Genomic DNA, 26,152 nt, shown 5'->3' with positions numbered 1-26,152 from the left:
AGGGGGTGATTCGGTGTGGCCGTTCCCAGGAACTGGGGACGAGGGGTCAGGGTGTGCGATGGCAGGTCAGGACGGCGATACCGGAACTCACTCCTCGTCGGACTCGCCGTCGGCCTTCTGCAACCGGACGCCGACCACCGCGCCCTCCGGCTCGTTGTCCGTGACCCAGACCTCCCCGCCGTATGCGCTGACGAGCTTGTGCACGATGTAGAGGCCGAGTCCGGAGCCCTCGCTGGTGAGACTGAGCGTCCCGCGCTCGAAGATGCGCTCTTTCAGGTCGTCCGGGATGCCGGGCCCGTCGTCCGCGACACGCACGACGACGGTGGTGCCCTCGTCGACCACCTCCACCAGCACGGTGGGCGTCGATTTGTCGTTGTGGTGGACGGCGTTGTTGAGGAGGTTCCCGAACACCGACGAGAGCATCGGGTTCGCCGCCACGAGTACGTCGGTCTCGTCGCCGACGAGGCTCACCCGGGCGTCCTCGAAGGTCCGTCTGACACGTTCTACCTCCGGTTCGAGCACCCTGCCGAGGTGGACCGGCTCGCGTTCCATCTCGCCGTCCTCGGTGACCACGTCGACCACCTCGCGGACCGAGTCGGTGAGGTCGATGGTGTGCTGACTGGCCGCCGTCGCCCGGTTCAGGTGCTCCTCGAACTCGCGCCGGAGTATCTCCAGACAGAGGTTGACGATGGTCATGTCGTTCCGGATGTCGTGGTGGATGAGCCGGTTCAACAGGGCGAGTTCCTCGCGCTGGTCGCGGAGTTTCTGCTCAGTCTCCCGGCGCTCCGTGATGTCGATGGCGATACCTGTCACCACGGCGGGGTCACCCTCTTCGGTCCACCCCGTCACGTGTCCCACGTCGTGGTACCAGCGATACTCGCCGTCGGCGGTCTCGATGCGGTACTCGATGTCGTACAGGTCGGCGTCCCCTTCGAGCAGTTCCCGCATCGCGTCCATCGTCGGCTCGTAGTCGTCGGGGTGTAACAGCTCGGTGAAGTCGGTGTAGTGGTCGAAGCCCCCGGGGTCGAAGTCGAGCATCTCGACCTTGTTCGGGTGGCTCCTGACCGCGCCGGAGTCGACGTCCATCTCCCACCACCCGAGGTCGCCGACGCGCATCGTCTCGTCCACGAGGTCCCGGTACTCCCGTGCGCGCTGCTTGAGTGCCCGTCGGCGGGTGTCGTCCCTGACGGTCAGGAGGAGCACGTCCTCGGCCTCGCCGGGGTCGGGGACCGCATCGACGACGACGTGGACGACGGTCCCGTCCGGCGTCTCGATGGCGGTGTCGAACGTGACCGAGGCCCCGCTCTCGTTCGCCTGCTGGAGGAAGTCGGCGACGGTCTCGCCGTCGTTCGAACCGTCGTCGGCGATGAGCGTCTTCATCTCGGTTCCCTGAAGCGTCTCTCTCTCGAATCCCGATAGCTGCCGGAACGCCCTGTTCCCATCGAGGACGACCTCGTCGACAGCGTCGTAGAGGACCAATCCGGCTCTGACGGCGTCGAACAACCCCTCTCCCACTCTGGCCCGGTCTTCGAATACTGTCATCTCGAGTGCCCGATAATAGTACGATTCCAGAGGGGTTAGAGCCACACCACGATATGTACTGCCTGCGGATAATCACCGCCGTTCACGCGCGGGCCCGGGCGGGCCGGCCGAAGCGCGCGGCCCGCCACGCCTCGAGGAGGCGGGCCCAGACGACCACCGCGGCCGGGGTGACCACGATGGAGGCGAGGTACGAGTAGAAGACGCTCAGGGCGACGACGAGGCCGAACTGGCCGAGGATGGGTGTGATGGCGAGGCCGAGCACGCCGATGCCCGAGACCGTGGTGAGCATGCTGCCCGTCAGCGCGCCGCCGGTCCCGCGGGTGGTGTTCTCCAGCGCGGCGAACACGTCGCCGGTCTCCGCCAGTTCCTCGGCGACGCGGTGGATGACGTGGGCGGAGTAGTCGATGCCGAGGCCCAGCGCCACCGAGAAGACCGTCGCGGTCAGCGCGTTGAACGGGATACCGAGGAACCGCATCGACCCCGCGATGAACGCGATGCTGACGGCGATGGGGACGAGGTTGACGATGCCGAGCGACCCCATGCCGAGCGTGACGCGGTAGATGAACACGAGGAAGACCGCGGTGAGCGCGAGCGCGATGACGAGGCTCTCGACGGCCGTCTCGAAGATGAGCCCGGAGACGGCCTGGAAGACGACGATGGTCCCGGTGGCGGTCGCCTGCAGTCGGTGGCGCTCCGCGACGGTGACGGCGTCGCCGGCGACCACGTCCTGCTCGGCGTCGGACTCGACGCGGTAGACGATGCGGGCGCTCCGGTAGTCGTCGGTGAGGTAGGTCAGGGCGGTGTCGCGGACCGGGGAGTCGAGCAGCGCGTCGTACACCTGGTCGAGGCCGTCGTCCGGGATGCCGTTCCCGTCGAGGTCGTTCCGGGCGACGAGGGCGGCGAACTCGGGGTCCCGGGCCGCGTACTGCCGGATGACCGTGACGATGCTCTCGGCTCTGGCGTCGCGGCGGTCCACGACGAGCGTGGTCGGCGGGTTCTCCCCGGCGCGCTGGATGGACTCGAGCGCGTAGTCCTCGGTGAGTGGCCCCTCGACCAGCACGATGACCACGTCGTCCTCGGCGGATTCGAAGTTCTCCTCGAGGAAGTCGATGGTCTCTGGTGTGGTGTAGACGCCCGGCTTGAACGGTTCGGGCAGGCTCGTGATGTACACCGGCTGGTCGGTCCGCGGGAGGAAGTCGTCCTCGGAGAACGTCGTGTCGATGCCGGCGCCGTAGTTCGCCGAGACGCCGGCCAGCAGCAACACGAGGACGAGGAAGATGCCGGGCGCACGCCGGGCGATGACCACGCCGACCGGCAGCACCGCGCCGAGTCGAGAGCCCTCCTGTCCGAGCGGGCGCTGGCCGAAGGCGGGGATGCCGAGTCGGTCGCGCTGGGTGTCGACCAGCACCTTCGCCGCCGGCAGGAACACCCCGAAGACGAGAAAGGTGAAGGTGATGCCGATGGCGGCGGTGATGCCGAAGTCGGCGATGGGTTTGAGGCTGCTCGTCGCGTTCGCCGCGAACCCGATGACGGTCGTCCCGGTGACGATGAAGAAGGCCACCAGCAGTTGCCGGCCCGCGATGTCCATCGATACGGTCGGCGAGCGGCCCTTCACACGTTCCTCGCGGTAGCGGTTCACCACGTGGATACCGAAGTCGATGCCGACCGCGAGCAGGAGAGGCGGCACCGCGACGAGCAACTGGGTGAACGCGATGCCCGCCAGCCCGAGGAACCCGAACGTCCAGACGATCGTCATCGCCAGCGAGATGACCCCGAGCGCGAGGTCGGCCGGGTCGCGGTAGGCGTAGAGCAGGAACGTGAGGATGAGCAGGCTCGCCGCCGGGACGATGATGAGCAGCGAGTCCGCGATGACGGTCCCTGTCTCGGCCGCGAGTATCCCACTCCCGAAGACGACGATGTCTGCCGAGACGACGTGTTGCATGCGCTCCTGCAGGGGGGTCAGGGGGTCGTCGGTACCACTCCCCGCGGAGGGCGGCTCGGCCGGCAGCGCGTGTGTGACGATGGCGATGGTCGCTCCAGCCGACCCGGCACGCTCGTTGTAGTCGTCGCTCAGGAGCGCACGGAACGCGGGGTTCTCGCCGGCCCGGTCGACCGCCCGGGCGATCTCGGCCGGCGTCGCCCCCTCGACCGCCTCGGTCTGTGCCTCCGGCGTGGTCGCGTCGGGGTCGAGCTGCTGGGCGACGAGGCTCGCCGCGCTCGAGGTGGACTTCACCCGGAAGCCAGGGTCGCTCTCGATGCGTTCGAGCGTCGCGAGCATCCGCAGGAGCGACGGCTTCGCGAGCACGTTCTGGCTCGACTGTATCAACTGGGTCGTGCCCTCGGGCGGGTCGAACGGCGGCTCGAACAGCCCCTCGACCTTCTCCAGGGCGTTCGTCGAGGGCAGATCCTCGGTGAAGCCCTCGGTCCCCGCGTCGGTCGAGACCGCGGGCAGCCCGGTCGCGAACCCGGCGGTCACGACGAGGAACGCGACGACGACCGCGGCGGGGCGGTCGACGACCAGCCCGGCGACCCGACGCACGAGGTTGTCCTGGCTCATCGGTGGGCCTCCTGCCACACCGCCATCCCGGACGGCTCAGTCATCGTCGCCACCCGGTGTGCGACCGCCACGTGGCAGGTCGGGGCCGTCGTCGTCACCCTCGGGCAGCCCGCCGTCTCCGAGCGCGGGCGTCTCCTCGCGGCGCTTGCGGTCTGCCGCGGCGCGCCTGCGCAGGCCACGCCAGACGAGGACCACCATGCCGATGACCAGCAGCAGGGCCAGCAGGTAGAGCGCCCACGGCGGCAGGCTGAACCCGCGCTCGGACCGCTCGGTGACCGTCACGCCCACCTGGAAGGTGTCAGAGAGCTTCGTCTCGCCGTCGGGTTCCTCGAACAGCAGGTCGACCGTCACTGGGTACCGCTTCAGCTGCGAGCTCCCGCTGGCGCTCACCGAGAACAGCAACTCGACGCGTTCGCCGGGCGCGATGGCCTCGACGAACGCGGAGTCGTCCTCGGCGCTCAGGGGGTCGGTCGCGAACAGTCGCGCGTTGACGTTCCGGACCGGGTCGTCCCGGTTGTTCGTGACGACGACCACGACGTTCCCGGTTCGGCCGACGGTGACCGACGCCGCGGTGCTCTCGACGGTGAACTCCTCGCGGCGGTCCCCGACGGTCACGGTCGCGGGCAGGTCGTCGCTCTGGCGGCGGTCGTCCTCGGTGTCGCGGTACTCGACCGTGAAGTCGACCTGTCGGGGGCCGGGTTCGGCGGTGTCGCGGACCTCGACCGGGAACTCGAACGTGGCGTTCTGGCTGGCCGCGAGGGACCCGACAGCGTAGGTCGTCTCGGTGGGAACGATGGTCTCCGAGTTCACGGTGAGGCGGACGACGGCGTCGCTGACGTTGCGCGGCCCGAGGTTCGTGACGACGCCCCGGACGACGCCGTCCTCGTAGTCGACGCGGAGCGTGCTGTTCAGGTCGGAGACGGCGAAGCGTTGCTCGGGGTCGGGCCGGACCGGGACCGAGAACGCGGTCGACTCGACCACGTCGCCGTCCCGGTTCGTGTAGGTGACGCTGCCCCGGAACGCGTAGGTGTCCGGAATCGCCTGCTCGCCGGCGTCGACGCGGAAGGTCACGCGCTCGGTCTGGCCCGGTTCGAGCGTCCCGACGAACCGGCCGTCGCGGTTCGCGCCGGTGAACGTCAGGTCCGAACTCTCGCTGGTGACGACCACGGTCGCGTCGCGGGCCACGTCGAAGCCGACGTTCTCGACGACGAACGACACCACGCCCGAGGCGCCGATCTGGAGGTCCGCGCCGGGGTCGAGGACGCGGAACCGGGCGTCCTCCGTGATCTCGACCACGAGCGCGAAGGTGACGACCTCCTCACGGGCGGCCATGATACGGCCCTCCTCGTCCACCGCGTCGATGGCCTCGTACGCGACGACCACGTCGAGTTCGTAGAACCCGGGGGCGGCGTCCTCGTCAACGGAGACGCGGACCGGCGCCTCGCCGACCTGTCCCTGGTCGAGCCAGCCCAGCGGGACCACGCCGGTCCGGACCTCGATGGGGACGCCGGGCGTCTCGAGCACCTGCACCTCGACGTTGCGCGCGCTGGTGACGAGTCGTTCGAGGTCCAGACCGTTCGTGGTGACCGTCGGGGTGAACAGGCCGCCCTCGTCGTCGCCGTCGATGATGACCGGACTCGCCCCGTCGTTGACGACCTGCACGCGCAGGGTCGCCTCCTCGTCCGGCCGGAGGTAGTTGTCCGGCAGGTACGGCGTGACGTGCGGGAACCCGAAGGCGCGGTCGTCCTCGTCGTCTTCGTCGAACAGGTCGTCGATGGCCCGTTCGAGGCGGTCGAGCGCGTCCTCGATGACTGTCGGGTCGAACAGGGTCCGGTTCGAGTGGTGCGTCTCGTTGTGCCACTCCTCGATGGTCCTGTTCGTCAGTTCGTGGACGGTCTCGTTCGCCCACGCCTCGAACTCCTCGTGGGTCCAGTTACCGGCGTCGTGGAGGGCCTCCAGCGAGTCCAGCAGCCGGGTCGCGTTCCACCACGATTCGTTGGCGACGCCTGTCTCGTTCGCCCAGCGGTCGAGTTCGTCGAGGACCTGCGACCGGTTCCAGGTCGCGTTCGCGCCGGCGTCGCCGTCGAGGTTCGGGACCGAGAGGGTCCCGCCAGCAGTCGACCGGGATGCCGCCGGCTCGCCCGTACTCGCGGCGGCGACGGGGCTGACGGCCGCCGAGACGAGCACGAGCACCACCAGCAGCACGGCCTGGACGGTCGATGCTCGCGACATCTATTCGTTCACTGAGGGGTACGTGCGCGAGTCGCATATAGTTGAATAGTAGTTGACAGGAAATCACCGCGGGGTACCTCGCTTACCGCGTCGTGATGGGACCGCCGCCCGCCCGGCCCGAAGGCCAGTATCGCCACGTGAGATGGGTTTACCTGTCCCGGCCGAGAAGCCGACCGCATGACTGCCCCACGCATCCTCGTCGCCGGCGAGACGCTCGTGGACTTCCTGCCCGAGCGCGTCGGCCCGCTGACCGAGGTCGAGTCGTTCGACAGACGGTCCGGCGGTGCGCCCGCGAACGTCGCGGTCGCGCTGGCCCGCCTCGGCCACACGCCGTGGTTCTGGACCCGGGTCGGCGACGACCCCTTCGGCGAGTTCCTCACGGCGACCCTCGACGAGGAGGGCCTTCCGCCGAGATTCGTCGAGCGCGACCCCGACGCCCAGACCACGCTGGCGTTCGTCACCCACGACGCCGACGCCGACCGCTCCTTCTCGTTCTACCGTGACGGGACCGCCGACACCCGCATGGAACCGGGCCGCGTGCCGGACGAGACGCTCGAATCGGTGGAGTCGGTCGTCTGTGGCGGTGTCACGCTCGCTGCCGGTCGCTCCCGGGACGCCACGCTGGACCTGCTCGCCCGCGCACAGGACCACGACTGCACGGTCTGGTTCGACCCCAACTACCGACCCGAACTCTGGCCGGACGACGACTTCGCCGCGGTCGTGGGCGACGCGCTGGCCGACGTGGACGTGCTCAAGGCGACCGAGGAGGAACTCGACCTGCTCGGCCTGTCGGGTGACTCGCCGGAGGCACTCGCCGAGGCCGCCCTCGACGAGGGGCCACACACCGTCCTCATGACCCGCGGCTCCGAGGGGTCGGTCGCGATCGCGGCTCCGGAGGCACCGTGGGACGCGGAACGCGCAGAACATCCGGGGTACGAGGTCGACCCGGTGGACGCGACCGGGGCTGGCGACGCCTTCCTCGCGGGGTCGGTCGCCGCGACGGCCGATGGAGAAACGGAGCTGACGGCGGTTCTCGCCTACGCGAACGCTGTGGCGGCAGTCGCGACCACCGCCGCCGGTGCGATGGCCGCGCTGCCGTCCGGAACGGATGTGGGTGCGTTCCGGAACTCAGCGTCGTAGCGGAATGGCACGCGTCGGGAGTCCCTCGTGGCCGACGGGTTCGTACGACGCGGTCGGCCAGTCATCGGGACGGGTCAGCACCTCGAGGCCGTCCTCGGTGACGAGGACCGTATCTTCGCTTTTCGCGCCCTGTACCGTCGGGTTCCAGGCGTAGGCCTGGGGGAGCAAGACCGGGTCCTCGCTGTCGGGCGTGGCGATCCACTCCCGGCCGGCGAAGCCCGCCGCTCCCCCCTGGTGGTGGTTGCGCCACTCGCCGGGGTAGCCGACCGACTCGTAGGCGCGCTGGATGGCCGCGAACACGTCGCCCGCGGTGCCACCCTCGCGCCCGACCTTTCGGGTCGCGGCGAGGGCGGTCGCCTCGACCGTGGCCGCGGCGTCGTGACGCTCTCGCAGCCAGTCCGGTTCGTCGAAGACGACGGTCCGGGTGCAACTCGCACAGAGGCCGTCCCGGGTGGCCGTCACGGAGACGAGCGCGTAGTCGCCCAGCGCCACGTCCTGTGGCGTGTAGTGGCGGTACCTGGGCGCGCGTTCGCCACTGCCGACGAGGGCGACCGGTGAGTCGATGCCCTCGCGCATGAGGCGCTGGCGCAGGTCGGCGGCCACGTCGAGTTCGGTGTCGGTGGCTACCGCCTCCCGACAGGTCGCCTGGAGCGCGTCGGCCACGTCGGCACCGAGGTCGCGGTAGGTCTCGACGTCGGCCTCGGTGAGTGGCTGTCGGAGCGCGCTCGCGTCGACCGCCTCGAACCCGGGCACGTCGAAGTCGGCGGCCGCGGGCAACTTGCTCTGCTCGGCGACGACCGCTTCGAGCGAGGACTCGTGCCAGACGAACGGGTGGACCGGGTCCGACACCTCCTCGGCGCGCAGGCGCTCGGCCTCGATGTCGTTCGTCACGATGCGCACCGAGTCGCCGTCGTAGCCCGCCGCTGCGACGCCGATGTCGCCCGCGCGGTCGACGACGTTGTCGCCGCCGGTCAGCCAGGCGAACGAGTTCGGGCGCGCGAACCAGACCTCCGCCAGCTCGCGCTCTGCGAGGAACGCGTCGAGCCGGTCGAGCTTGGTTGCTCTGTCCATGTGTCGTGTCAGAGGTCGACCCACTCACCACTTTCGTCACTGCGCTCGATGGCGTCGAGGACGCGCTGGACGCCCAGGGCGTCCTGCACGCTGGGGTGGAACTCGCCACCCTCGGCGACGGCCGAGAGATACTCGTAGTTCTCGTGGACGAACGTGTGCTCCCAGCCGATGACGTGGCCCGGCGGCCACCAGTGGTCGACGTAGGGGTCGCTCTCGTCCGTGACCAGCACCGTCTCGTAGCCTCGCGAGCCCTCGCGATGGACCTCGAGCTCGTTCAGGCGCTCCAGCGAGAACTTCAGGCTCCCCTTCGAGCCGTGGACCGCGATGGTGTGGTCGTTCTTGTGCCCCGTGGCGAAGCGCGAGGCCTCGAAGGTGCCCATCGCGCCGTTCTCGAACTCGACCTGGGCGCTGTAGGCGTCGTCGACGGTGACCGGTTTCGTCTCGTCACTGCCCTCGACCGGGCGCTCGTCGACGAAGGTCTGCAGGTGGCCGCTGACACGCTCCATCGGGCCGGTCTGCTCGCCCACGAGGAAGGTCGCGAGGTCGACCGTGTGCGCGCCGAGGTCGCCGAGCGCGCCGCTCCCCGCGAGTTCCTCGTCGTTACGCCACGACCACGGCGCCTCGGGGTCGACGAGCCAGTCCTGCATGTACCGGCCGCGGACCTGGTGTATCTCGCCGAGGTCGCCCGACTGGATGAGGTTGCGGGCGTACCGGATGGCCGGCACGAAGCGGTAGTTGAACGCGCAGCCGGCGACGGCGTCGGACTCGCGGGCGGCCGCCGCGACCGCCTCGGCGCCCTCCATCGTCGGCGCGAGGGGCTTCTCGCAGAGGACGTGGGTCCCGGCGTCGAGCGCCGCGATGGTCGGCTCGACGTGCAGGAAGTTCGGGCCGAGGTTGTAGAACACGTCCACCTCGTCGACCACGTCCGCCCAGTCGGTCGCGTAGCGCGAGAAGCCGAGCTGGTCGGTCGCGTCTTCGAGGGCGGCCTCGTCGGTGCCGACGAGCACGTCGCGTTCGACCGCGGGGGCGTCCGGGAAGAACATGGGCAGGCGGGCCAGCGCGTTGGCGTGGGCCTTGCCCATGAACCGATACCCCAGGAAGCCGACGGAGAGAGGTTCCTCGCTCATGGTTCACTCCGCCCAGTAGGCGTCGCCGGGGGTCGTCTCGAAGACGGCGCGCCGGAGCACGTCGACACCCTTCTCCAGCCCCTCGCGGGAACTGGTCAGCGCGTCCTCGTGCTCGATGCTGAGGGCACCCTCGTAGCCGACCATCCGCAGGGTCGACACGATGTCCTTCCAGTGCTCCTCGCCGTGGCCGTAGCCGATGGAGCGGAAGATCCACGAGCGGTCCTGGCCCTCGGCGTAGGAGGTGTTGTCCAGCACGCCCTTGCGTCTGGCGTGGTGGTCGTAGACCCGCGTGTCCTTTGCGTGGACGTGGTGGATGGCGTCCTCGTCACCGAGGTAGCGGATGGCCTCGGTCGCGTCGATGCCCTGCCAGTAGAGGTGCGAGGGGTCGAAGTTCGCGCCGATGCGCTCGCCCGTCGCCTCGCGCAGGCGGAGCATCGTGTCGGGCTGGTACACCAGCATGTTCGGGTGCATCTCGATGGCCACGTCGACGCCCTCCGATTCGGCGTGGTCGGCGACGTCCGACCAGTAGTCGACGGCGAGGTCCCACTGGTAGTCCAGTGCCTCGGCGTGCTCCGGCGGCCACGGCGCGGTGATCCAGTTCGGGACCTCGCCCGACGGACTCCCCGCGGGCAGCCCCGAGAAGCACGTCACCGTGTTCACGTCGAGCTGGCCGGCGAGCGTGATGGCCTCGCGGAGTTCGCGGTCGGCCCGGTCCGCCTCCTCGGCGTCCGGGTGGAGGGGGTTGTTGTGCGTCGCGAGCGCGCTGATGCGCAGGCCGTACTCGTCGACGAGGTCGAGGAGGTCGGCCTGGGCGGCCTCGTCGTCGAGCAACGCCTCGCGGTCGAGGTGGTCGGTGCCGGGGTAGCCCCCACAGCCGATCTCGACCGCGTCGACGCCGATGCCGGCGAGGTAGTCGAGTGCGTCTTCGAGCGGTTCCTGTCCGAGCGGGACGGTGAGTACGCCGATGTCCATGTGTCGTGTTGAGTGGTGGTGGTCGCTGGTTGGCTGTCGGTTCAGTCCGAGGGTGTCAGTGCGGGCTCCTGGTCCCGGTCGTCGCGCAGCGAGACCGCCTCGCCGCGCTCTGCGGACTCGTAGATGGCGCCCATGATGCGCTGGACCGTCAGCGCCTGCTCGACGGTGTTGCGCTCGGGCGGCTCACCGCGGGCGACCGCCTCGATGAAGGCGCGTTGCTCCTTGCGGTGGGCGGGCTCCTCCCGGGTCGTTATCTCGCTGTCCGAGAAGTGCGGCCCGCCGACGTCCTGTGCCTCGTGGACGGTCAGCGTCTCCGCCTCGCGGTCGACGGTCGCGCCGGCCTCGGTCCCCTGCAGCACGTAGGTCTGCGTCGGCGGGCGGTTCGACGCCCAGGCCGTCTCCAGCGCGAGCGTCTGGCCGTCCTCGAACCGGACGAACGCCTGTGCCGAGTCGTCGACGTCGAAGTCACCGTCGCTGTCCTTGCCCCACATGTGGAGGTAGGTGTAGTCGTCGCGGCCACCGAATATCGAGCGCGTCTCGCCCGTGACCTCGACGACCTCGGGGTAGTCGAGCATGTGCATCGCGAGGTCGATGGCGTGTGCGCCGATGTCGATGAGCGAGCCACCGCCCGCGACCGAGGAGTCGGTGAACCACGACCCGCGACCGGGGACGCCCCGGCGTCGGATGTAGTTCGCCTCGACGTGGTACACGTCGCCGAAGCGTCCGCGAGCCTGCTGTTCTTTCAGCACCTCGACCGTCGGCGCGAACCGGTGGTGGAAGCCCACCATACAGAACCCGTCCGCGTCGCGGGCGGCCGCGGCGACGCGCTCGGCGCTCTCGACGGTGTGGGCGAGTGGCTTCTCGACCAGCACGTCGAGGCCGGCCTCGAGCGCGCTCGTCACGTACTCCTCGTGGAACCGGTTCGGCGTGGTCACGATGACCGCGTCGGCCGTCTCGTAGAGGTCCGCCGCGTCCTCGTAGGTCGGGACGCCGTAGTCCGCCTCGAAGGCGTCGCGGGCGTCACCCACGATGTCCATGCCACCGACCAGGTCAGCAGCGATGTCGTCGTCGTTCGTCAGGGCCTTCAGGTGGTCGGCGTGGTGCCGGGCGATGCCACCGAGGCCCACGATGCCTATCCGTATCGTGTCGTCGTCTGTGTCGTCGTTCATGGTTCAGTTGTCTCTCAGTGTCGTCGAAGCTATCTGTCGCGGAATGGAGACGGCCGAGGGCCGAAAGGCCTCCGGTCGAGCTACAGCAACTGCTTCTCTTTCTCTTCGCGTTCCTGCTCGCGCTGTGCGGCTTCCCGCTGGCGGCGGCGACCCCGCATGTACTGCCTGATACCGGGGATGATCTTGTTCTTCAGGTCCAGGACGAACGACGCGATGCCGTAGACCCAGAAGAAGAACAGGAGCGTTCCTGCCCCGAAGTACAGGAGTGCGGCGTCACTCACCATCGTCAGTCACCCGTGCGTGCCTCCTTCTCGACCGCCTGCGAGAGGCCGTGGACGATGGCCTCACCCGATGCGGTGTCGAACAGGTGGAGTCTCGACCGGTCGAGGACGACCGACTGGTCCTGGTCCTCGTCGATCTCCGTGTCCGGGTCGACGCTCATCAGCAGGCGGTCGTCGCCTTCCTCCTGCATGCCCGAGGTCGCCTCGCTCCCGTACGTGAGGTAGACGAAGATCTCGTTCCCCATGGGTTCGAGGACGTCAGTCATCGTCTGGACCGGGCTGGTCGGGTCGGTGACCTTGCGTTCGTCCTCCTCGCGGTAGACGTCCTCCGGCCGGACGCCGAGGGTGACCTGGTCGCCGGGTTCGACGCCGAAGTCCGCCGGGTCGAACGAGACGTTGATGTACTCGGACGTGAAGCCACCACTCGTCACCTCGCCCTCGATGAAGTTCATCGACGGCGACCCGATGAAGCCGGCGACGAACAGGTTCTCCGGCTCGTTGTAACACACCAGCGGCGGGTCGATCTGCTGGAGCTTCCCGTCGTTGATGACCGCGATGCGGTCGGACATCGTCATCGCCTCCGCCTGGTCGTGCGTGACGTAGATGATGGTGGTGTCCAGCTCCTTGTGCAGGCGCTGGAGCTCCGTCCGCATGTGGACGCGAAGCTTCGCGTCGAGGTTCGCCAGCGGCTCGTCCATCAGGAACACTGCGGGGTTCCGGACGATGGCGCGGGCGATGGCGACGCGTTGGCGCTGGCCGCCGGACATCTCGTCGGGCTGGCGGTCCAGCATGCCTTCGAGCTGGACGACCGACGCCGCGTGTTCGACGCGACGGTCGATCTCCTCCTTGTCGAAGTCACGCAACCGCAGCCCGAAACTGATGTTGTCGTAGACGTCCATGTGCGGGAACAGCGCGATGTTCTGGAAGACCATCGCGACCCCGCGGTCTTTCGGTGGATAGTTCGTGACGTCGGTATCGCCGATGAGGACCTGACCGGACGTCGGCTTGGTGAGTCCGGCGATGGTCTCCATCGTGGTCGACTTCCCACACCCCGACGGACCGACGAGCGTAACGAACTCGCCGTCGTTGATGTCGAGGTTCATGTTGTCGACCGCCGTCACGTCGCTGTACTGCTTGACGACGTCGTTCAGTTGGACACGTGCCATTGTCTCTTACTCCTTGAGTGCTCCTGAGGTGAGCCCGCTGACGATCTTCTCCTGTGCCACCACGACCAGGATGGTGACGGGTAGCACAGCGACGATACTTGCCGCAGCCATCGCGTTGTACGTGGTCTGGAACTGCCCGGCCCGGCGGAGCTGGAGGATACCAGCCACGACCGGTGCCCAGTTCTCCGCCTCGCCCGAGGTCATCAGGAACGAGAAGAAGAACTCGTTGTACACCGCGATGAACGTCAGCACGCCTGCCGTCGCCACACCGGGTGCCGACAGCGGGACGATGACGCGGAACAGCGCCCCGAGCCGCGTGGTCCCCTCGATCCTGGCGGCGTCCTCGAGGCCGTCCGGAATCTGGCCGTAGAACGTCGTCAGGATGAAGATGGACAGGGGCATGAACAGCGCGCTGAACGGGAGCATCATCGAGCCGGGCGTATTGTACAGCACCGGGCTCGAGACGGTGTATCCGAGCAGCGAGAGGCTGACGTTCCCGTTGAACAGGTCCCACAGCGGCAGGAAGAACGCCGCCGGCGGGAAGTACGAGATGGCGAGCACGAGCAGCATGAGTGCTCGCCGTCCGGGGAACTCCAGCCGCCCGAACACGTAGCCTGCGAGGCTCGCGAGCACCAGCACGATGACCGTGGTGGCGGTCGCGAGGAACAGGCTGTTGAACATGTAGCGTAAGAACGGTATCGTCTCGAACACCAGCGTGAAGGTGTCGATGGCGAACCCGTTCGGCAGGAGGCCGATCTCGGGCAGGGTCCCGCTCGGACCGGTCGGCGTCAGTGCCAGTATCAGCAGCCAGTAGAACGGGAACAGCGTCGTGGTGAGGAAGAATATCGTCACCACGTAGAACATCGAGCGGTAGACCCGCTGCGGGTCCTGGATGGAGCGGTCCACCCAGCGCTGGAACGGGCCGCGCTTCAGCTCGGCGTCCCCGTCTTCGCCACCGAACGGATTCGTCTGCGTGGAGTCGTCGGTACTCATGCCATGTCCTCCCGGGCGTACCCGATGATGTAGACCGTGACGACCAGGCCGATGATGCCCGCCGTCACGAACGCGACCGTGGCTGAGGTCGCGATGAGGTTGTTGTTGAACGTCGAGATGACGAGACACGACAGCGACGGCACCGTCGAACAGCCCGACACCGTCTCGATGATACCGTACACCCGCATCGCCTGGATGGTGCGGAACAGCATGGCGACGAGGATGGTCGGCAGGATGAGCGGCGCCGTGATGTACTTGAAGCGCTGCCACGGCGAGGCGCCGGCGACGCGTGCGACCTCGTACAGGTTCCGGTCGATGCTCTGCAGGCCCGCGAGGATGAGCAGGGCCATGAACGCAGAGGTCTTCCAGATGTCGGCGACGATGACGATGAGCGTCGAGTCGATGGTGTTCGCGAACGGCGAGAACGAGAACGGACCCAACGTCTGGAGTATCGTCGGGTTCTGCTCCCCGCCGATGAGGAACCCGATGCCCGGCTGGAACATCAGGAAGAAGATCATCCCCTGCACGACGATGGGCACCGCCCACGGGATGATGATGGCGACGCGAACCCACCGGCGACCGGCGAAGTCCTGGTCGAGGACCAGTGCCTGGCCGAAGCCGATGATGGTCTCGAAGAAGACGCCAGCCACGGTGAAGATGAGCGTCACCGTGAGTGCGCTGTTGAAGAACGCGTCGACCGACAACTCGGTCGGGATGAACGGCGACGGCATCAGCGCGTTCTTCTCGCCGGTGAGCAGTCCGACGTAGTTCTCGACACCCACGAAGCTACCGACCTGCCCAGCGGCGGCGAGGTCGTCCGCGAACAGCGACATTCGGAACGTACTCAGTAGTGGCCACACCGCGATCACGGCGAGCAACAGCAACGCTGGCGTGAGCAGGAGGTACGCGAACTGCGCCTCGCTGAGGTTCTCCATCCAGCGGATCGCGGACGCGTACGGGCCCGATCGCTGGCTCTCACGCAGCGGCCCTGAGTGTGTTTCGGATTCTGCTGCCATTGTTCTCTCTCAGGTCCGTTAGACGCTGTTCTCGATCTGCTTCAGGGACGCGGCCAGGCTCTCCATCGCCTTGGCCGGCGTCTTGTTCTGCTGGATGGTCGCGTTGACCTCCTTCGAGATCTGGGTGGACTCCTGCCCCCAGACGCGGGTGACCGGGCGCGGGACCATGTTCTGGCCACCGACCTTCAGGGTGTCGAGGTAGCGACCGATGATGTCCAGCTCCTGGGCCTTCTTGTTCTCGAAGACGGACGGCACCGGCGGGATCCAGCCACCGAGCTCGAACAGGCGCAGCTGTGCGTCCTGCTTCGTGATCGCCTTGAAGATCTGGACGGCGGCCTGCTTCTGGGTGTCCGTCGAGTTCGGGTTGATGCCGAGGTGCCAGCCACCGAGGGCGGAACAGGTCCCGCCGACGCCGTCGTACTTGGCCTGGCCTTCCTCGACGCCGTACGGGATCGGCATCACGCCGAGGTCCTTGCCGAAGGCGTCCTCCGCGCCGTTGATGACGATGGAGTACGGCCAGTTGCGGTTGGCGATGGCCTCGCCGTTCGTGAAGGGTTCACGCGACGGCTCTTCGGTCATCTGGACGACGGCCTGCGGCGAGATGTTGCCCGTGATCGAGTCGAGGGCCTGCGGGTCGTCGTTGCCGTGGATGAACGTCCGCATCATCTTCAGCGAGCGGATGACGGGCTCTTCGTTCACGGTGATGGGGCGGTCCCCGACCGGGCCGAAGAGGTTGTCGAGGCTGCCGAAGTAGGCGCCGCCCTGGGTGCTCATGAACTCGTTGAAGGCACAGCAGGAGAGGCCCTCGTAGGCCTTGCCCTGCCACGTGAAGCCGTCCTTCCCCGTCTCGTCCATCGTGGTGCGGATGACCTCGGAGAACTTCGACCAGCTCATGGGCTCGGTCGCCCAGCCGTTGTTGTCCGGGTCGTAGCCGGCCTGCTCGACCAGGTCCTTGCGGTAGTGGATGGTCGGGACGTCGGTGAACAGCGGGATACCGTACAGGTCCCCGTCCATCGTGGCCGTCGAGACGCTGGCCTCGAAGTAGTCGTTCATCACCTTGTCGGTGATCTCCGAGGGGATGGACTTGCTGAGGTTCTGGAGCTGGCCGCGGACGACGAACGGCAGCATCCAGCCGTTGTCCAGCATCATGATGGTCGGCTTCTTCTGGCCGGCCGAGAGGATGTTCTTGTACTTCGCCTTCCGGTCGCCGGTGGTGAACGAGCCGGCGATGACCTCGAGCGTGATGTTGCTCGGGAGGCCGTTGTCGTGCAGGATCTTGTTGATCTCGCCTTCGACCTTCTTGAAGTTCGAGTCACCGGCGAACTGGACCGTGATGTCCTCCTCGGGTGCCTCGGTGTTGATCTGGGTGTCGGTCTCGGTGTCCTCACCGCCACCACCGCCACCACCGCCACCGCCGCCGTCGTTGCTGGAGATACAGCCGGCGAGTCCCACTCCCACACCGGACGCGCCAGCGACCTTCACGAACGAACGGCGACTAACTTTCCGCGCGCTTCTCCGACTCCCTTGCGAACCATTCGCAGGCATATTCCCATGTTTCTGGGCTTCAGGTTTATAGATAACGTGGGTACAACACCCGTTGTAGTCTACCGATTGAAACGTTGGTGTATCTGCGCTGTGATGTTCGAATCGTTCGTGCACACGCGTGGCGCGGTTCTCGTTCCCGGAAATGCTATGGTATCCGATATCTACGCCGTCGACAGTCTCACTCGGAGGCCGACGTGATGGTCAGGCGCATCGCCTCGACGTCCTCGAGCATCGCTCCCTCGCCACCGACCGTGAACTCGCCCTCGTCGGTGGCGACGGTCACCGAGGCGCGCCCGGCGAGCTGGGCGAGGGGAATCTCCCGGGTCCCCCGGTAGTCGTCGCCCTCGTAGAAGACGTCGGCGACCTCGCCCTCGAGTTCGCGCTCCTCGCCGGTCGAGACGTCCTTGCCGACGACCCGGACGCCGACACTCAGGTCGTCGAGCAACATCGGTTCCACGTCCCTGATGAACTCCCGGACGTCGACGTACTCGATGGGCGGCTCGTCGTTCCGCGAGCTGTAGATCTCGTCGCAGATCTCCCAGAGGCAACTGGAGTAGTACCAGTGGAAGATGTACTCGTGCATCCGGTCGTCGACGAGCACGCCGTACTCGTTCAGCGCGTCCTCGTGCGGGCCGAAGCAGGCCTTCTGGCGGTCGATGAGCGCGACGAAGGGCGAGGGGATCGGCCGGTGTCTCGCCTCCGTCGTCGTCGCGGCGAGTTGCTCCTCGGCCGGGAGTTCGACGTCGTCGTCGGGGTTCGTGTAGATGGAGAGCTGGATGTACACCCCGCGGTCGAGCGCGTCGGCGAGGACGCCCCGGAGCTGTTCGTACTGTTCGATGCTGGCCGAGAGCTGGATCTGGTTCTCGGCCTCCTGGATGAACAGGCGGGCGCGGTCGACGACCGTCTCGAAGCGCTTGACGATGCTCGCGGCGTGGCGGTCGAGTTCGGGCTGCTCCCAGCGGTCCTCGATCTCGTCGGCGGCCTGCTCGAACCGGGAGGCACGGTTCTGGAGGTCGTCGAGCACGTCGGCGGGGCTGTGCGCCCGTGCTCGCATCGTGTCCTGTTCGTAGGTCTCGACGTACCCCCGGTCCTCCAGCGACCGGACCACGTCGTAGATTCGCGGGTCCGGCACGTCGCTCGCCTCCACCAGCTCCCGGGCGGAGGCGGTCCCCAGCTCCAGCAGGGCCACGTACGCCTTCGACTGGTACGGGGAGAGTCCCGCCTCCTGCAAGACCTCCCGCAACTCGTCGGAGTCCATATCTGGCCCGAAGGGGAACACGGGGAAAAACCTTCTCTCCCCGGCGACATCGCCGCCAGTCGCGGTCGCCCCGTGCCACGACCACTGTCGCGGACGACAGACCTTTGTCGTGGGGCACGTGAGCAACTGTCGATGAGTACTCTGGAGCGGTTCCGCGACGACGCCTACACGGGCGAGCGCCGGTGCTGGCCCTGTACCGTCGTCAACGTGGGCATCGTCGGGCTGGTGGTCGCGGCCGCTATCGTCCTCGACTACCCGGTGGTCGCGGGCGTGGTCGGCGTCGTCGGCCTCGGCGCCATCTGGGCCCGGGGGTACGTCGTCCCCTACACGCCCCGGTTCGCGCCGCAACTGGTCGCCGCCCTGCCCATCGGGAGCGACCCCTTCCACGCCGACGGCGGGGCGCAGGTCCCAGACGAGGACGGTACCCTCGCGGACGAGGAGATGGACGGGGAGACCGTCCTGACGCGGCTCGTCGAGGCGGGCGTCGTCGTTCCCGAGGGCGAGGACCTCGTGCTCGCGGACGACTTCTACGACCGCTGGCACGCCCGGATGGACGCCCACCGCGAGGCCTCCGCCGAGGAACTGGCCGGCAGGATCCGCGACCTCGTCCCCGGAGCCAGCGTCTCGGTAGAGGACGGGGCGCGCGGCCCCTACGTCGTCGTCTCCCAGTCGGGGACCGCGAGCCTCTCGGACGCCTGGCTGACCCGGCCGGTCGCCATCGCGGAGGTCGCGGCGGTCGAGGCGCTCGACGGGACTGGCCTCGACGAGGGAACCCGGCTCGCGGCCGCCGAACCCCTGCGGACCTTCCTCGACGTCTGCCCGGATTGCGGCGGCGCGGTCGAGGTGACGACGACCGTGGAGTGCTGCGGGGGGAGCGCCGGCGCGACCGACCCGGACGAGGTGCTCGCCTGTACCGAGTGCGACACGCGGCTGTTCACGTTCCCGAACTAGCGGCCGGCCCTCGGACCGGAGACTCAGACGCCGAGTGGCCCACCTGCGGCTTCTGCAGAATCGAAGACGACCACGGCGACGTAGGCACTCCTGTCGAAGACGACCGTCGTGCTGAAGCGACCCTCCATGTCGCTGCGGAGTTCCGCGGTCTTCCCGGCGTGTGCGGCGACCCGGTCGACGACGTTCTGAAGGCCGTCGATGTCGTCTCGCGTGCAGCCTCGCACGCGTTCGTCGGTGGCCTGGGTGAGGACGCTGCGCTCTGCCTGCGAGAGGTCGCGAGAGTCGAGGTCGAGTGCGCTGTCGGTGTCGACGTCCTCCGCCGCGTGCAACTCCAGCGCGAGAGCCACCCCGCGGCAGTCAGAGCCGCCGAGACAGCCTGCCGAAAAAATGCTCAGGGCGAGTGCGGACTGGAGGAGGTGGCGGCGTTGCATACCGCTACGGGAGGTCGGTCGGGTACGAGAGTTGGAGGTCAGAGAGGCGAGCCGAGAGCGCGTAGTACTCGTCCTCGCGCCTGAGGTAGGCGGTGCGGTCGACCCAGTCCGGCGCGTCGCCCTCGTAGTTCTCCTGCTGTCGCTGGTGGGCGTCCTCTACTACCTGGAGGGCATCGCCGAGCCACTTCTCGGGCTCCGCCGTGACGGTCTTTTTGGGGCAGGTCGTCAGTTCCTGTCCCTCGATGACTGCCTGGAAGACCGACTGGACGCCGGCATCCTGTTCCGAGAGGACGACCGGGACGAGCTGTTCTCGCTGGTCCGCGGTCGGGGAGACGGCCTCCGCGGAGAGGGAGGACTTCATCACCTGGCAGTCGCGGGCCGGCGTCTCGCCATCACCGAACGCCTCGGACAGGCAGCCGGCAGACAGGGCGGCCCCGGCGGCGGCGAGGACCTGTCGACGTTGCATACGAACCACTGGTCAGGACGCTGTTAAGTGTCTTCTGGAGGCCCGAATCAGACGGCTCCCGAACCACTCTCTCGCTCGGCAGGCTGCTGTAAGAACGAGGACCAGTCCTCCGTGGGACAAGAAACTTACCGGGATGGACCGAACCCGTGGACGATGCCCTCCACCGACCCACCCTCGCTACAGTCTGCCGGACCTGCCCCGCGGTCACAGGAAACCGACTCCGGGGCCCGTCCCGTCTCGCGCCGCGCCCTCCTCGCAACCGTCGCGACAGGAGCAGCGACCGCACTCGCCGGCTGCAACGCCCTCGACTCCGGCGGGGACACCGCTCCGTTCCACGCCGGCGACTGGTACGACTACGGCAACGGCCCGGCCAACGCGAACCGCGTCGCCGGCGGCGCCCCGAAGCCGGACTCCCACGAGACCCTCGCGACGAGCACCTGGGCGTACGGCCCGCCGGTCGTCCACGACGGCGTCGTCTACTTCGCCGCGGACCGTGGGGCCGTCGCAGTCACGGCACAGGGAACCGAACTCTGGACCCGGGACCTGGCCCCCGAGGTGTCAGGCGCGGCGGCGCTCGACCCCGGCAGGGACCGGCTCTACGTCCCGACGAGTCCCGACAGTACGACCGCCGAGCCGGATTCCGACCCGGCGTCGGTGACGGTCCTCTCGACCGCCGACGGGTCCGTCGTGGACAGCTACCGTGTCGGCGACGATGTGACGTACGGCGTCACCGTCGTCGACGGGGACCTGTTCGTCCGCAGCGCGACGACCTGTCTCCGGCTCGGTCCCGATGGAACCGAACGCTGGCGGCGCGCACTCGACCCCCTCGAATACGACGAGTACAACCTCGGCGACTCGACTGCGACACAGGTCGCTCCGGCCGTCACGGACGACGGGGTCTACGTGCCCGACCGCGACGCGGTCGTGAAACTCGACCCCGATACCGGGAAGGAGCGCTGGCGAGTCCCCGTCGATACGGCCTACGCCGCGACCGTCGCCACCGACGACGTGGTGGTCCAGACGGGCTGGCAGGAGAGCGTCGCGGTCGAGCCCTCGGGTGAAATACGCTGGCGGCGGGACCTCGGGACCCGGGGGGCCGCCGCGGTCGCCGGCGAGCACGTCTACCTCGTGCCGGGCGACCTCCACGAACTCGATGCCGAATCCGGCCAGACGAACTGGCAGGCGCACGTCCCCGACGAGGGGACGGCTGCGCCGGTCGTGACCGACGACGCGGTCGTCGTCGCGACCGGTGACCTCCGCGCGTTCAACAGGGACGCCGGGGGATTCCTCGGCCCCGACCGGCTCCGCTGGCGTGACTCCTCGGTCCACGCGGGGTCGTACTGCTCGCCGGTGGTCGCGGACGGCCGGGTGTTCGTGGCCGGCCCGAACGGACTGGTGGGTCTGCGGCCCGCGAGGTGACTCCGGCGACGCTTCGCACGACGTAGCCACGGCTGGTCGGCTTCACGGCTCCCCGGAGCTGTATCAGGAAGTCGAACGTCGCCAGGTCAGTCGGACCGTACGAACGTCACGGGACATGGCGCGTTCAGCATGACCTCCTGTGCGGTGCTGCCGAAGACGGCCTTCCCGGTCGGGGAGCGCTTGCGCCCACCGACGACGACGAGGTCCGCGGTCTCTTCCTCGGCCAGGTCGACGATCTCGTGGCCGTACTCGCCGACCGCCCCGCGGATCTCGTAGTCGACGCCGGCCTCGGCGAGCAGGCCCGCGACCGTCCTGACGGTGTTGTACTTGGCGGCCACGTCGTCGGGCGTGACCTCCGCGTCCTTCGAGATGTCGAGTTTCTCCTTCACGTCGTCGTACTCCTCCCACGTGAAGACGTGCCCGAGGACGACCGTCGATTCGCCGGGAGCGGCGAGGTCGACGACCGTATCGGTTATCGATTCCAGCCGTTCCTCGTCCTCGTGCCCGAGGGCGAGCAGTACGGTGTCCATTGCCATCGTGTACCGTGTCGCACCCCGCCGAGTTAACTCTGTGGGATAATTTACTCGGGGTGTTGTTAATATTCGTAAGCCGCGTGAGGGGTCGCTACTGGCCGCCTGCACCCTCGACCAGCCGTTCGAGCTGTTCCGGCGGGACCGCCCCGCGGGCCGCGTAATCCTCGTAGGTGAACGTCGGGACGCCCGTGATGCCGGCGCGCTGGGCGGCGTCGAACTGGTCGCGGAGTTCCGCGCGAAGGCCGTCGTCGTCCAGCGCCGAGCGGATCTCGTCGCCGGGGATGCCGGCGTCCTCGGCGAGGTCGACCAGGACCGCCTCGTCGCCGATGTCGCGGCTCTCCTGCCAGAGCGCGTCGAAGATGGCCACGTCGAAGTCGAGCCACTGCTCGTAGGGGTAGTGCTGTTTGACGTAGTACGAGGCGACCTGCGCGTCGAGCGAGTCGACCTCGGTCGCGAGGTCGAGTTCCATCTCCACGTCGTACCTCTCCTGGAGGCGGCGCACGCCCTGTTTCGCCTGCTCGAAGTACTCGTCGTCCTTGCCGTCCTCGACCGTCTCGTCGAGGCTCCCGTCGGGGTTGCGCTTGTGCGACTGGAGGTCGAAGGGTCGCCAGTCGATCTCGAGGTCGTCCTCGCGCGTCGCCTGGTAGCGTCGCAGTGATTCGCGCCCGAGGTAGCAGAACGGGCAGACGTAGTCCGAGTAGACGGTGATGCGGTCGCCGTGTGTCGCGTCGCTCATGTGTCCGTACCTCGGTGGCGACGGGGTAAATAAGCGAACCGTCTGTGGTGGCGGCGTGCACGAGCGCCGCGGGCCCGGCTGCGCGTGGTTTCATCCGTCGGCAGGGCGTAGAGGACGGCATGGACTCTGACGCCCCGCTTCCCGAGCCGCCGAGGGACCTGCCGGACGACGTGGTCGACGCGCTCCAGGCGCACGCCGACGACCCGCACGTGGTCCGGGAGTCGGTCATCTACGCCCAGGAACTGCTGAACCGGCTGCACGAGGATTCCTCGGAGATCGTCCCGCAGGGCGACGAGGAGATTCTCCGCATCACCGAGCGTCCCGGCTACACCGAGGTCGTCAAGCGCAACCACCCGGACTCGGAAGACGCGTACCTCTACTTCGTCACGCGAGAGCCACACCCCGAGGGAGACGACCACCTTCGCTGGCGGGTCGTGGGACAGGTCGACGTCGACGAAGTACTGGAAGAGTAAGCCGCTAGCTCAGGCGAGCCGGGCGAAGCCGAGGTTGCCGGAGATGTTCTCGATGAGGACCGTCACGGTCTGGCCCTCCTTCGCGCCTGGCACGAAGATGGTGTAGTTGCCGCGCTCGGCGACGCCGTCGCCCTTGCGGCCCGTGCCGGTGATCTTGACCTGGTAGGTGCGTCCCTCCTCGAGTTCGGGCTGGCGCTGGTTCTTGCCCTTGCTGGAGTTCTTCGAGACGGGCTGGAAGGCACCACACGCCTCACAGCGCAGCATGTCGATGCCGTCCTCGCGGACGAGGCGGGTGTCGGGGAGGCCACACTCGCCGCAGGTGACGTACTCGGCCACGTAGCTGTCGATGGCCGCCTTGAAGTCCGCGATGGTGAACGACCCGTTGTAGCGGGCCTGCTGGCCGTCGAACTGGCCGTTGGTCCCGAGCTCGCGCTGGATGCTGCGGTGCATGTGCTCGGGGTCGCGGGAGACCGCGTTCGCGATGGCGTTGAGGTTGGTCAGGCGTGTGAACGCGCCGTCCGTCTCGCCCTGTGCCTCGGGAATCTTGAGGCGCTCGCCCGCTTCCTGGGGTCGGTCCGGGAGATCCGAAAACGCTCTGTCGAGGAGAGAATCGTATTCCATGGGTGTAGGAAGTATCGAGTACGTTTAGATGTTGGGAAGCGCCCTCGCCGTTTCCGTCGTCGCGAGGGCGGCAGATGATGGGTCGTTCGAAGGCGATTCGAGTCGGGGTCAGCGCTCGAACTCCGGGGGCAGCCCGGTGTGTTTGAGGCCCGACCAGTCCTCGACCTCGAACTGGTAGATGTCGAGCCCGAGGTCCCCGCTGGTGATGGCGCGCTGGAACATCTCGGGCCGCCAGGCCGACTTCATCACGTCGCCCAGCGCGGTCCACTCGGCCTCTGGCACCTGGCTGAGTTCCCCCGTCAGCATCACGCTCTCCCAGTTGAACGGCGAGTTGGTGTGGTAGACGAGGAACCGCGCCGCGGTCGTCTTCTCGGTCAGCTCCCGCTTCTTGCTCCCCTCCCCGAGCAGGTACGTGAAATACAGGTTCGTCTCGCCGTCGTACCCGTACGACATCGGGACGAGGTAGGGCGCATCGGCGGCCGGAAGCCCGAGGATCCCCATCCCCTCGCTGTTCAGGAAGTCCCGGATCTCGTCGTCCGTCATCGGGACCATGCCGAAGTCCTGGAGTTCGTCGATAGTCATACCAGTTGTACAATGGTTACCTAGTCACATAAGGAGAACCACGATTCCTAATCGTTGATAGCCGGCGGCTGCACGATTCGAGCGCCCACTTCAGCATGGTCGGCCCGCCGAGTGCTCCGGTGTCTGGGGACCGACCTGACGGGAACTGCACCGGTCTGCCGTCTCCGGGGCAGTCGATGGCGCGGTCCCCGCCGACCGACGGCGAATCCACGCCGTTTAACGTGCGGCGCATCTGACCCCGAGGTGGTGAGAGTCGCCCGTGGCACCCGCGTCTGATGGTCCCGCCGCCAGCGCCGACGGCGAGGAGGCACCAGGAGCCGAGGCACCGGCGGGCTCGGACCCGGACGGGATGGTGTCAGATTCCGAGGACGCCGTCGACGCCCGGCTCGCCGACGCGCTCGAACGCGTCGCCCACGGCGCGACCGTCTCGATTCCGAGTATCCTCCTCGAACGCGGGCTCACGGTCGCCTTCACGGCCGTCCTGACGAACGGGTTCTCCGCGAACGCCTACGGGCTGTTCGCGCTCGCACGGCGGCTCCAGCGGTTCCTGCTCCACGTCGCCCTCGGGTTCCGGAGCGGCCTGAGCCGGTTCCTGCCGAACGCCGACTCGGAGGCGGAACGGGACACCCTCGTCACGTTCGCGGGGGTCCTCCTGCTCGCGGTCGCATCTGTCTTCGGCGTCGGCCTGTACCTCGCAGCACCCGTAATCGCGGAGATGACGGGCAGAGGGGGAGATTTCAGGGGACTGCTTCGCCTGTTCGCCATCGGGCTGCCCGCGGCGGTGTTCCTCTTCACGGTCGGGGAGGCCCTCCGCGGGCTGGAGGAGGTCGTCCCCCTGAACCTCACGCTGCGAATCGGCTACCCGCTGGCCCAGTTGCTCGTGGCGGTGGTCGGCGTCGTCGTCTTCGACGACCTCGCGCTCGTCGCGGCCGGTGTCCTCGCCTCGATGGCGCTCACGGGCGTCGTCGCGATGGGCTGGCTGGTGCGCGAGCGCGGTCTCGGGTTCCGGCTCCGCAGTCCCGGCGAGGAGGTGCTCTGGCGGAAGTACATCGATTACACGCTACCCCTGTTCGTCGGCGGCATCGCGACGACCATCCAGCGCCTGGGGTTCTACCCGCTCATCGTGGTCTTCCTCTCGAACGTCGCCGGCGGCGTCTTCGCCATCGGCGTCCTCCTCGGGTCGCTGGTGCGGCTGCCACTCATGGGTATCAACCAGTTCATCCCGCCGGTCGCCGCCGCACTGAACGAGGAGGGCCACCGCGAGTCGCTCTCGCGGCTCTACCACGTCACGAGTCGCCTCGTGCTCGTCGCCGTGACGGGCCTGTCGGTCCCGGTCATCGTCTACCGCGACTCGGTGCTCGCGCTGTTCGGGCCGACCTACGTCCAGTACGCCCCCTTGCTCCCGTGGTTCGTGCTCGCCCAGTACGGGGCCTGTGCGGCCGGGAGCGTCGGTATCCTGCTCGCGATGACCGACAACCAGCGCGCCCTGCTCGTGGTGAACGTGTTCATCACGGCGCTCCTGACCGTGACGGCGATTCCACTCACGAGCATCTACGGGCTGGAGGGCCTCGTCGCGAGCTACTTCCTCATGCTGACCATCAACAACGGGCTGGAGGTGGCCGTCCTCTACCGGCTCGAAGGGCTCCAGCCGTTCACCCGGCTCCACGCCAAACCGCTGGTCGCGGCGGTCCCCTTCGTGGCCGTGACGGTCGGGGCGGGTATGATGCTCCCGCGGCCGGCTGGGCCACTCCTCGGAACCGCGCTGGGACTCGCCGTCTACGGGGTCGTCCTCTGGCGCCTCGGGTTCACGCCGGTCGAACACAGACTCGCCGAGACGCTGGCGGCGCGGTACCGGCTTCGGAGCGACTGAG

General features: G+C 68.0%; 24 protein-coding genes. 5 read left to right on the top strand and 19 right to left on the bottom strand.

What is annotated here, in order from left to right:
• Positions 1-87: 87 nt before the first annotated feature.
• The 3 genes from NOV86_RS19390 to NOV86_RS19380 form a co-directional block, all read right to left on the bottom strand.
• Positions 88-1,542 carry a sensor histidine kinase gene (locus NOV86_RS19390; RefSeq protein ID WP_267643469.1) on the bottom strand — a complete coding sequence of 485 codons (1,455 nt, stop codon included), beginning with the start codon at positions 1,540-1,542 and terminating at the stop codon, positions 88-90.
• 82 nt (positions 1,543-1,624) lie between these two features.
• Positions 1,625-4,099: an efflux RND transporter permease subunit gene (locus NOV86_RS19385; protein WP_267643467.1), complete on the bottom strand. Its 2,475-nt coding sequence runs from the start codon at positions 4,097-4,099 to the stop codon at positions 1,625-1,627.
• Between the two features lie 36 nt (positions 4,100-4,135).
• Positions 4,136-6,331 (bottom strand): COG1361 S-layer family protein, encoded by a 2,196-nt coding sequence (locus NOV86_RS19380; protein WP_267643466.1) that lies wholly within the window; start codon positions 6,329-6,331, stop codon positions 4,136-4,138.
• Between the two features lie 177 nt (positions 6,332-6,508).
• Between NOV86_RS19380 and NOV86_RS19375 the strand changes: the two genes are divergently transcribed.
• Entirely contained in the window at positions 6,509-7,471 is a 963-nt protein-coding gene (locus tag NOV86_RS19375; RefSeq protein WP_267643465.1) for a carbohydrate kinase family protein, read from the top strand.
• Here the strand turns inward: NOV86_RS19375 and NOV86_RS19370 are convergent.
• The 10 genes from NOV86_RS19370 to NOV86_RS19325 form a co-directional block, all read right to left on the bottom strand.
• On the bottom strand, positions 7,460-8,542 hold the full coding sequence (locus NOV86_RS19370) for a M24 family metallopeptidase (protein ID WP_267643464.1): 1,083 nt from the start codon (positions 8,540-8,542) through the stop codon (positions 7,460-7,462). The two genes, NOV86_RS19375 and NOV86_RS19370, sit on opposite strands and share 12 nt — an antisense overlap.
• A gap of 8 nt (positions 8,543-8,550) precedes the next feature.
• Positions 8,551-9,669 carry a Gfo/Idh/MocA family protein gene (locus NOV86_RS19365; RefSeq protein WP_267643463.1) on the bottom strand — a complete coding sequence of 373 codons (1,119 nt, stop codon included), beginning with the start codon at positions 9,667-9,669 and terminating at the stop codon, positions 8,551-8,553.
• A gap of 3 nt (positions 9,670-9,672) precedes the next feature.
• Complete coding sequence (locus tag NOV86_RS19360; RefSeq protein WP_267643462.1) at positions 9,673-10,641, bottom strand: sugar phosphate isomerase/epimerase family protein; 969 nt, start codon at positions 10,639-10,641, stop codon at positions 9,673-9,675.
• 41 nt (positions 10,642-10,682) lie between these two features.
• Positions 10,683-11,810: a Gfo/Idh/MocA family protein gene (locus NOV86_RS19355; RefSeq protein ID WP_267643461.1), complete on the bottom strand. Its 1,128-nt coding sequence runs from the start codon at positions 11,808-11,810 to the stop codon at positions 10,683-10,685.
• An 80-nt stretch (positions 11,811-11,890) separates the two neighbouring features.
• Positions 11,891-12,094 (bottom strand): DUF8005 family protein, encoded by a 204-nt coding sequence (locus tag NOV86_RS19350; RefSeq protein WP_267643460.1) that lies wholly within the window; start codon positions 12,092-12,094, stop codon positions 11,891-11,893.
• A gap of 2 nt (positions 12,095-12,096) precedes the next feature.
• Positions 12,097-13,257: an ABC transporter ATP-binding protein gene (locus tag NOV86_RS19345; RefSeq protein ID WP_267643459.1), complete on the bottom strand. Its 1,161-nt coding sequence runs from the start codon at positions 13,255-13,257 to the stop codon at positions 12,097-12,099.
• A gap of 6 nt (positions 13,258-13,263) precedes the next feature.
• On the bottom strand, positions 13,264-14,250 hold the full coding sequence (locus tag NOV86_RS19340) for a carbohydrate ABC transporter permease (protein WP_267643458.1): 987 nt from the start codon (positions 14,248-14,250) through the stop codon (positions 13,264-13,266).
• A complete protein-coding gene (locus NOV86_RS19335; RefSeq protein WP_267643457.1) occupies positions 14,247-15,266 on the bottom strand; it encodes a carbohydrate ABC transporter permease in 1,020 nt (339 codons plus the stop codon). Before NOV86_RS19335 ends, NOV86_RS19340 begins: the two co-directional genes overlap by 4 nt.
• A gap of 18 nt (positions 15,267-15,284) precedes the next feature.
• Entirely contained in the window at positions 15,285-16,748 is a 1,464-nt protein-coding gene (locus NOV86_RS19330) for an extracellular solute-binding protein (protein WP_368408794.1), read from the bottom strand.
• 241 nt (positions 16,749-16,989) lie between these two features.
• Positions 16,990-18,069, bottom strand: a complete 1,080-nt coding sequence (locus NOV86_RS19325; protein WP_267643454.1) for a TrmB family transcriptional regulator — start codon at positions 18,067-18,069, stop codon at positions 16,990-16,992.
• 132 nt (positions 18,070-18,201) lie between these two features.
• Between NOV86_RS19325 and NOV86_RS19320 the strand changes: the two genes are divergently transcribed.
• Positions 18,202-19,020: a DUF8054 domain-containing protein gene (locus NOV86_RS19320; RefSeq protein ID WP_267643452.1), complete on the top strand. Its 819-nt coding sequence runs from the start codon at positions 18,202-18,204 to the stop codon at positions 19,018-19,020.
• A 23-nt stretch (positions 19,021-19,043) separates the two neighbouring features.
• On the opposite strand, the gene NOV86_RS19315 is transcribed toward NOV86_RS19320, so the two are convergent.
• Both NOV86_RS19315 and NOV86_RS19310 read right to left on the bottom strand, forming a co-directional pair.
• Positions 19,044-19,451, bottom strand: a complete 408-nt coding sequence (locus NOV86_RS19315; RefSeq protein ID WP_267643451.1) for a hypothetical protein — start codon at positions 19,449-19,451, stop codon at positions 19,044-19,046.
• Between the two features lie 4 nt (positions 19,452-19,455).
• Positions 19,456-19,917, bottom strand: coding sequence for a hypothetical protein (locus NOV86_RS19310; protein WP_267643450.1), 462 nt, complete (start codon positions 19,915-19,917; stop codon positions 19,456-19,458).
• A 153-nt stretch (positions 19,918-20,070) separates the two neighbouring features.
• Between NOV86_RS19310 and NOV86_RS19305 the strand changes: the two genes are divergently transcribed.
• On the top strand, positions 20,071-21,336 hold the full coding sequence (locus NOV86_RS19305) for an outer membrane protein assembly factor BamB family protein (protein WP_267643449.1): 1,266 nt from the start codon (positions 20,071-20,073) through the stop codon (positions 21,334-21,336).
• 86 nt (positions 21,337-21,422) lie between these two features.
• On the opposite strand, the gene NOV86_RS19300 is transcribed toward NOV86_RS19305, so the two are convergent.
• Positions 21,423-21,872: a universal stress protein gene (locus NOV86_RS19300; protein WP_267643448.1), complete on the bottom strand. Its 450-nt coding sequence runs from the start codon at positions 21,870-21,872 to the stop codon at positions 21,423-21,425.
• Positions 21,873-21,960: 88 nt separating this feature from the next.
• The gene (locus tag NOV86_RS19295) at positions 21,961-22,605 is read right to left on the bottom strand and encodes a DsbA family oxidoreductase (RefSeq protein WP_267643447.1); all 645 of its coding nucleotides are present in this window, start codon (positions 22,603-22,605) and stop codon (positions 21,961-21,963) included.
• A 119-nt stretch (positions 22,606-22,724) separates the two neighbouring features.
• Here NOV86_RS19295 and NOV86_RS19290 point away from each other — a divergent pair, with 119 nt between their 5' ends.
• On the top strand, positions 22,725-23,078 hold the full coding sequence (locus NOV86_RS19290; protein WP_267643446.1) for a hypothetical protein: 354 nt from the start codon (positions 22,725-22,727) through the stop codon (positions 23,076-23,078).
• A 9-nt stretch (positions 23,079-23,087) separates the two neighbouring features.
• On the opposite strand, the gene NOV86_RS19285 is transcribed toward NOV86_RS19290, so the two are convergent.
• Together NOV86_RS19285 and NOV86_RS19280 are read right to left on the bottom strand one after the other, a co-directional pair.
• Complete coding sequence (locus NOV86_RS19285; RefSeq protein ID WP_267643445.1) at positions 23,088-23,699, bottom strand: translation initiation factor IF-2 subunit beta; 612 nt, start codon at positions 23,697-23,699, stop codon at positions 23,088-23,090.
• Between the two features lie 108 nt (positions 23,700-23,807).
• The gene (locus tag NOV86_RS19280) at positions 23,808-24,281 is read right to left on the bottom strand and encodes a pyridoxamine 5'-phosphate oxidase family protein (RefSeq protein ID WP_267643444.1); all 474 of its coding nucleotides are present in this window, start codon (positions 24,279-24,281) and stop codon (positions 23,808-23,810) included.
• Between the two features lie 259 nt (positions 24,282-24,540).
• Here NOV86_RS19280 and NOV86_RS19275 point away from each other — a divergent pair, with 259 nt between their 5' ends.
• A complete protein-coding gene (locus NOV86_RS19275) occupies positions 24,541-26,151 on the top strand; it encodes a lipopolysaccharide biosynthesis protein (protein ID WP_267643443.1) in 1,611 nt (536 codons plus the stop codon).
• Position 26,152: the final 1 nt, after the last annotated feature.

The organism is Haloarchaeobius amylolyticus (assembly GCF_026616195.1).
Lineage (GTDB): Archaea > Halobacteriota > Halobacteria > Halobacteriales > Natrialbaceae > Haloarchaeobius > Haloarchaeobius amylolyticus.
The sequence above is the reverse complement of the archived record's forward strand: the minus strand, read 5'-3'. Positions and strand labels throughout refer to the sequence as shown.

What these genes read in the sequence shown, in the direction of transcription:
- NOV86_RS19320 (WP_267643452.1), top strand. Translation starts at nt 18,202, where the DNA reads ATGAGTACTCTGGAGCGGTTCCGCGACGACGCCTACACGGGCGAGCGC.
- NOV86_RS19390 (WP_267643469.1), bottom strand. Translation starts at nt 1,542, where the DNA reads ATGACAGTATTCGAAGACCGGGCCAGAGTGGGAGAGGGGTTGTTCGAC.
- NOV86_RS19370 (WP_267643464.1), bottom strand. Translation starts at nt 8,542, where the DNA reads ATGGACAGAGCAACCAAGCTCGACCGGCTCGACGCGTTCCTCGCAGAG.
- NOV86_RS19355 (WP_267643461.1), bottom strand. Translation starts at nt 11,810, where the DNA reads ATGAACGACGACACAGACGACGACACGATACGGATAGGCATCGTGGGC.
- NOV86_RS19310 (WP_267643450.1), bottom strand. Translation starts at nt 19,917, where the DNA reads ATGCAACGTCGACAGGTCCTCGCCGCCGCCGGGGCCGCCCTGTCTGCC.
- NOV86_RS19365 (WP_267643463.1), bottom strand. Translation starts at nt 9,669, where the DNA reads ATGAGCGAGGAACCTCTCTCCGTCGGCTTCCTGGGGTATCGGTTCATG.
- NOV86_RS19375 (WP_267643465.1), top strand. Translation starts at nt 6,509, where the DNA reads ATGACTGCCCCACGCATCCTCGTCGCCGGCGAGACGCTCGTGGACTTC.
- NOV86_RS19385 (WP_267643467.1), bottom strand. Translation starts at nt 4,099, where the DNA reads ATGAGCCAGGACAACCTCGTGCGTCGGGTCGCCGGGCTGGTCGTCGAC.
- NOV86_RS19315 (WP_267643451.1), bottom strand. Translation starts at nt 19,451, where the DNA reads ATGCAACGCCGCCACCTCCTCCAGTCCGCACTCGCCCTGAGCATTTTT.
- NOV86_RS19295 (WP_267643447.1), bottom strand. Translation starts at nt 22,605, where the DNA reads ATGAGCGACGCGACACACGGCGACCGCATCACCGTCTACTCGGACTAC.
- NOV86_RS19360 (WP_267643462.1), bottom strand. Translation starts at nt 10,641, where the DNA reads ATGGACATCGGCGTACTCACCGTCCCGCTCGGACAGGAACCGCTCGAA.
- NOV86_RS19285 (WP_267643445.1), bottom strand. Translation starts at nt 23,699, where the DNA reads ATGGAATACGATTCTCTCCTCGACAGAGCGTTTTCGGATCTCCCGGAC.
- NOV86_RS19340 (WP_267643458.1), bottom strand. Translation starts at nt 14,250, where the DNA reads ATGAGTACCGACGACTCCACGCAGACGAATCCGTTCGGTGGCGAAGAC.
- NOV86_RS19300 (WP_267643448.1), bottom strand. Translation starts at nt 21,872, where the DNA reads ATGGCAATGGACACCGTACTGCTCGCCCTCGGGCACGAGGACGAGGAA.
- NOV86_RS19350 (WP_267643460.1), bottom strand. Translation starts at nt 12,094, where the DNA reads ATGGTGAGTGACGCCGCACTCCTGTACTTCGGGGCAGGAACGCTCCTG.
- NOV86_RS19380 (WP_267643466.1), bottom strand. Translation starts at nt 6,331, where the DNA reads ATGTCGCGAGCATCGACCGTCCAGGCCGTGCTGCTGGTGGTGCTCGTG.
- NOV86_RS19325 (WP_267643454.1), bottom strand. Translation starts at nt 18,069, where the DNA reads ATGGACTCCGACGAGTTGCGGGAGGTCTTGCAGGAGGCGGGACTCTCC.
- NOV86_RS19345 (WP_267643459.1), bottom strand. Translation starts at nt 13,257, where the DNA reads ATGGCACGTGTCCAACTGAACGACGTCGTCAAGCAGTACAGCGACGTG.
- NOV86_RS19305 (WP_267643449.1), top strand. Translation starts at nt 20,071, where the DNA reads ATGCCCTCCACCGACCCACCCTCGCTACAGTCTGCCGGACCTGCCCCG.
- NOV86_RS19335 (WP_267643457.1), bottom strand. Translation starts at nt 15,266, where the DNA reads ATGGCAGCAGAATCCGAAACACACTCAGGGCCGCTGCGTGAGAGCCAG.
- NOV86_RS19280 (WP_267643444.1), bottom strand. Translation starts at nt 24,281, where the DNA reads ATGACTATCGACGAACTCCAGGACTTCGGCATGGTCCCGATGACGGAC.
- NOV86_RS19290 (WP_267643446.1), top strand. Translation starts at nt 22,725, where the DNA reads ATGGACTCTGACGCCCCGCTTCCCGAGCCGCCGAGGGACCTGCCGGAC.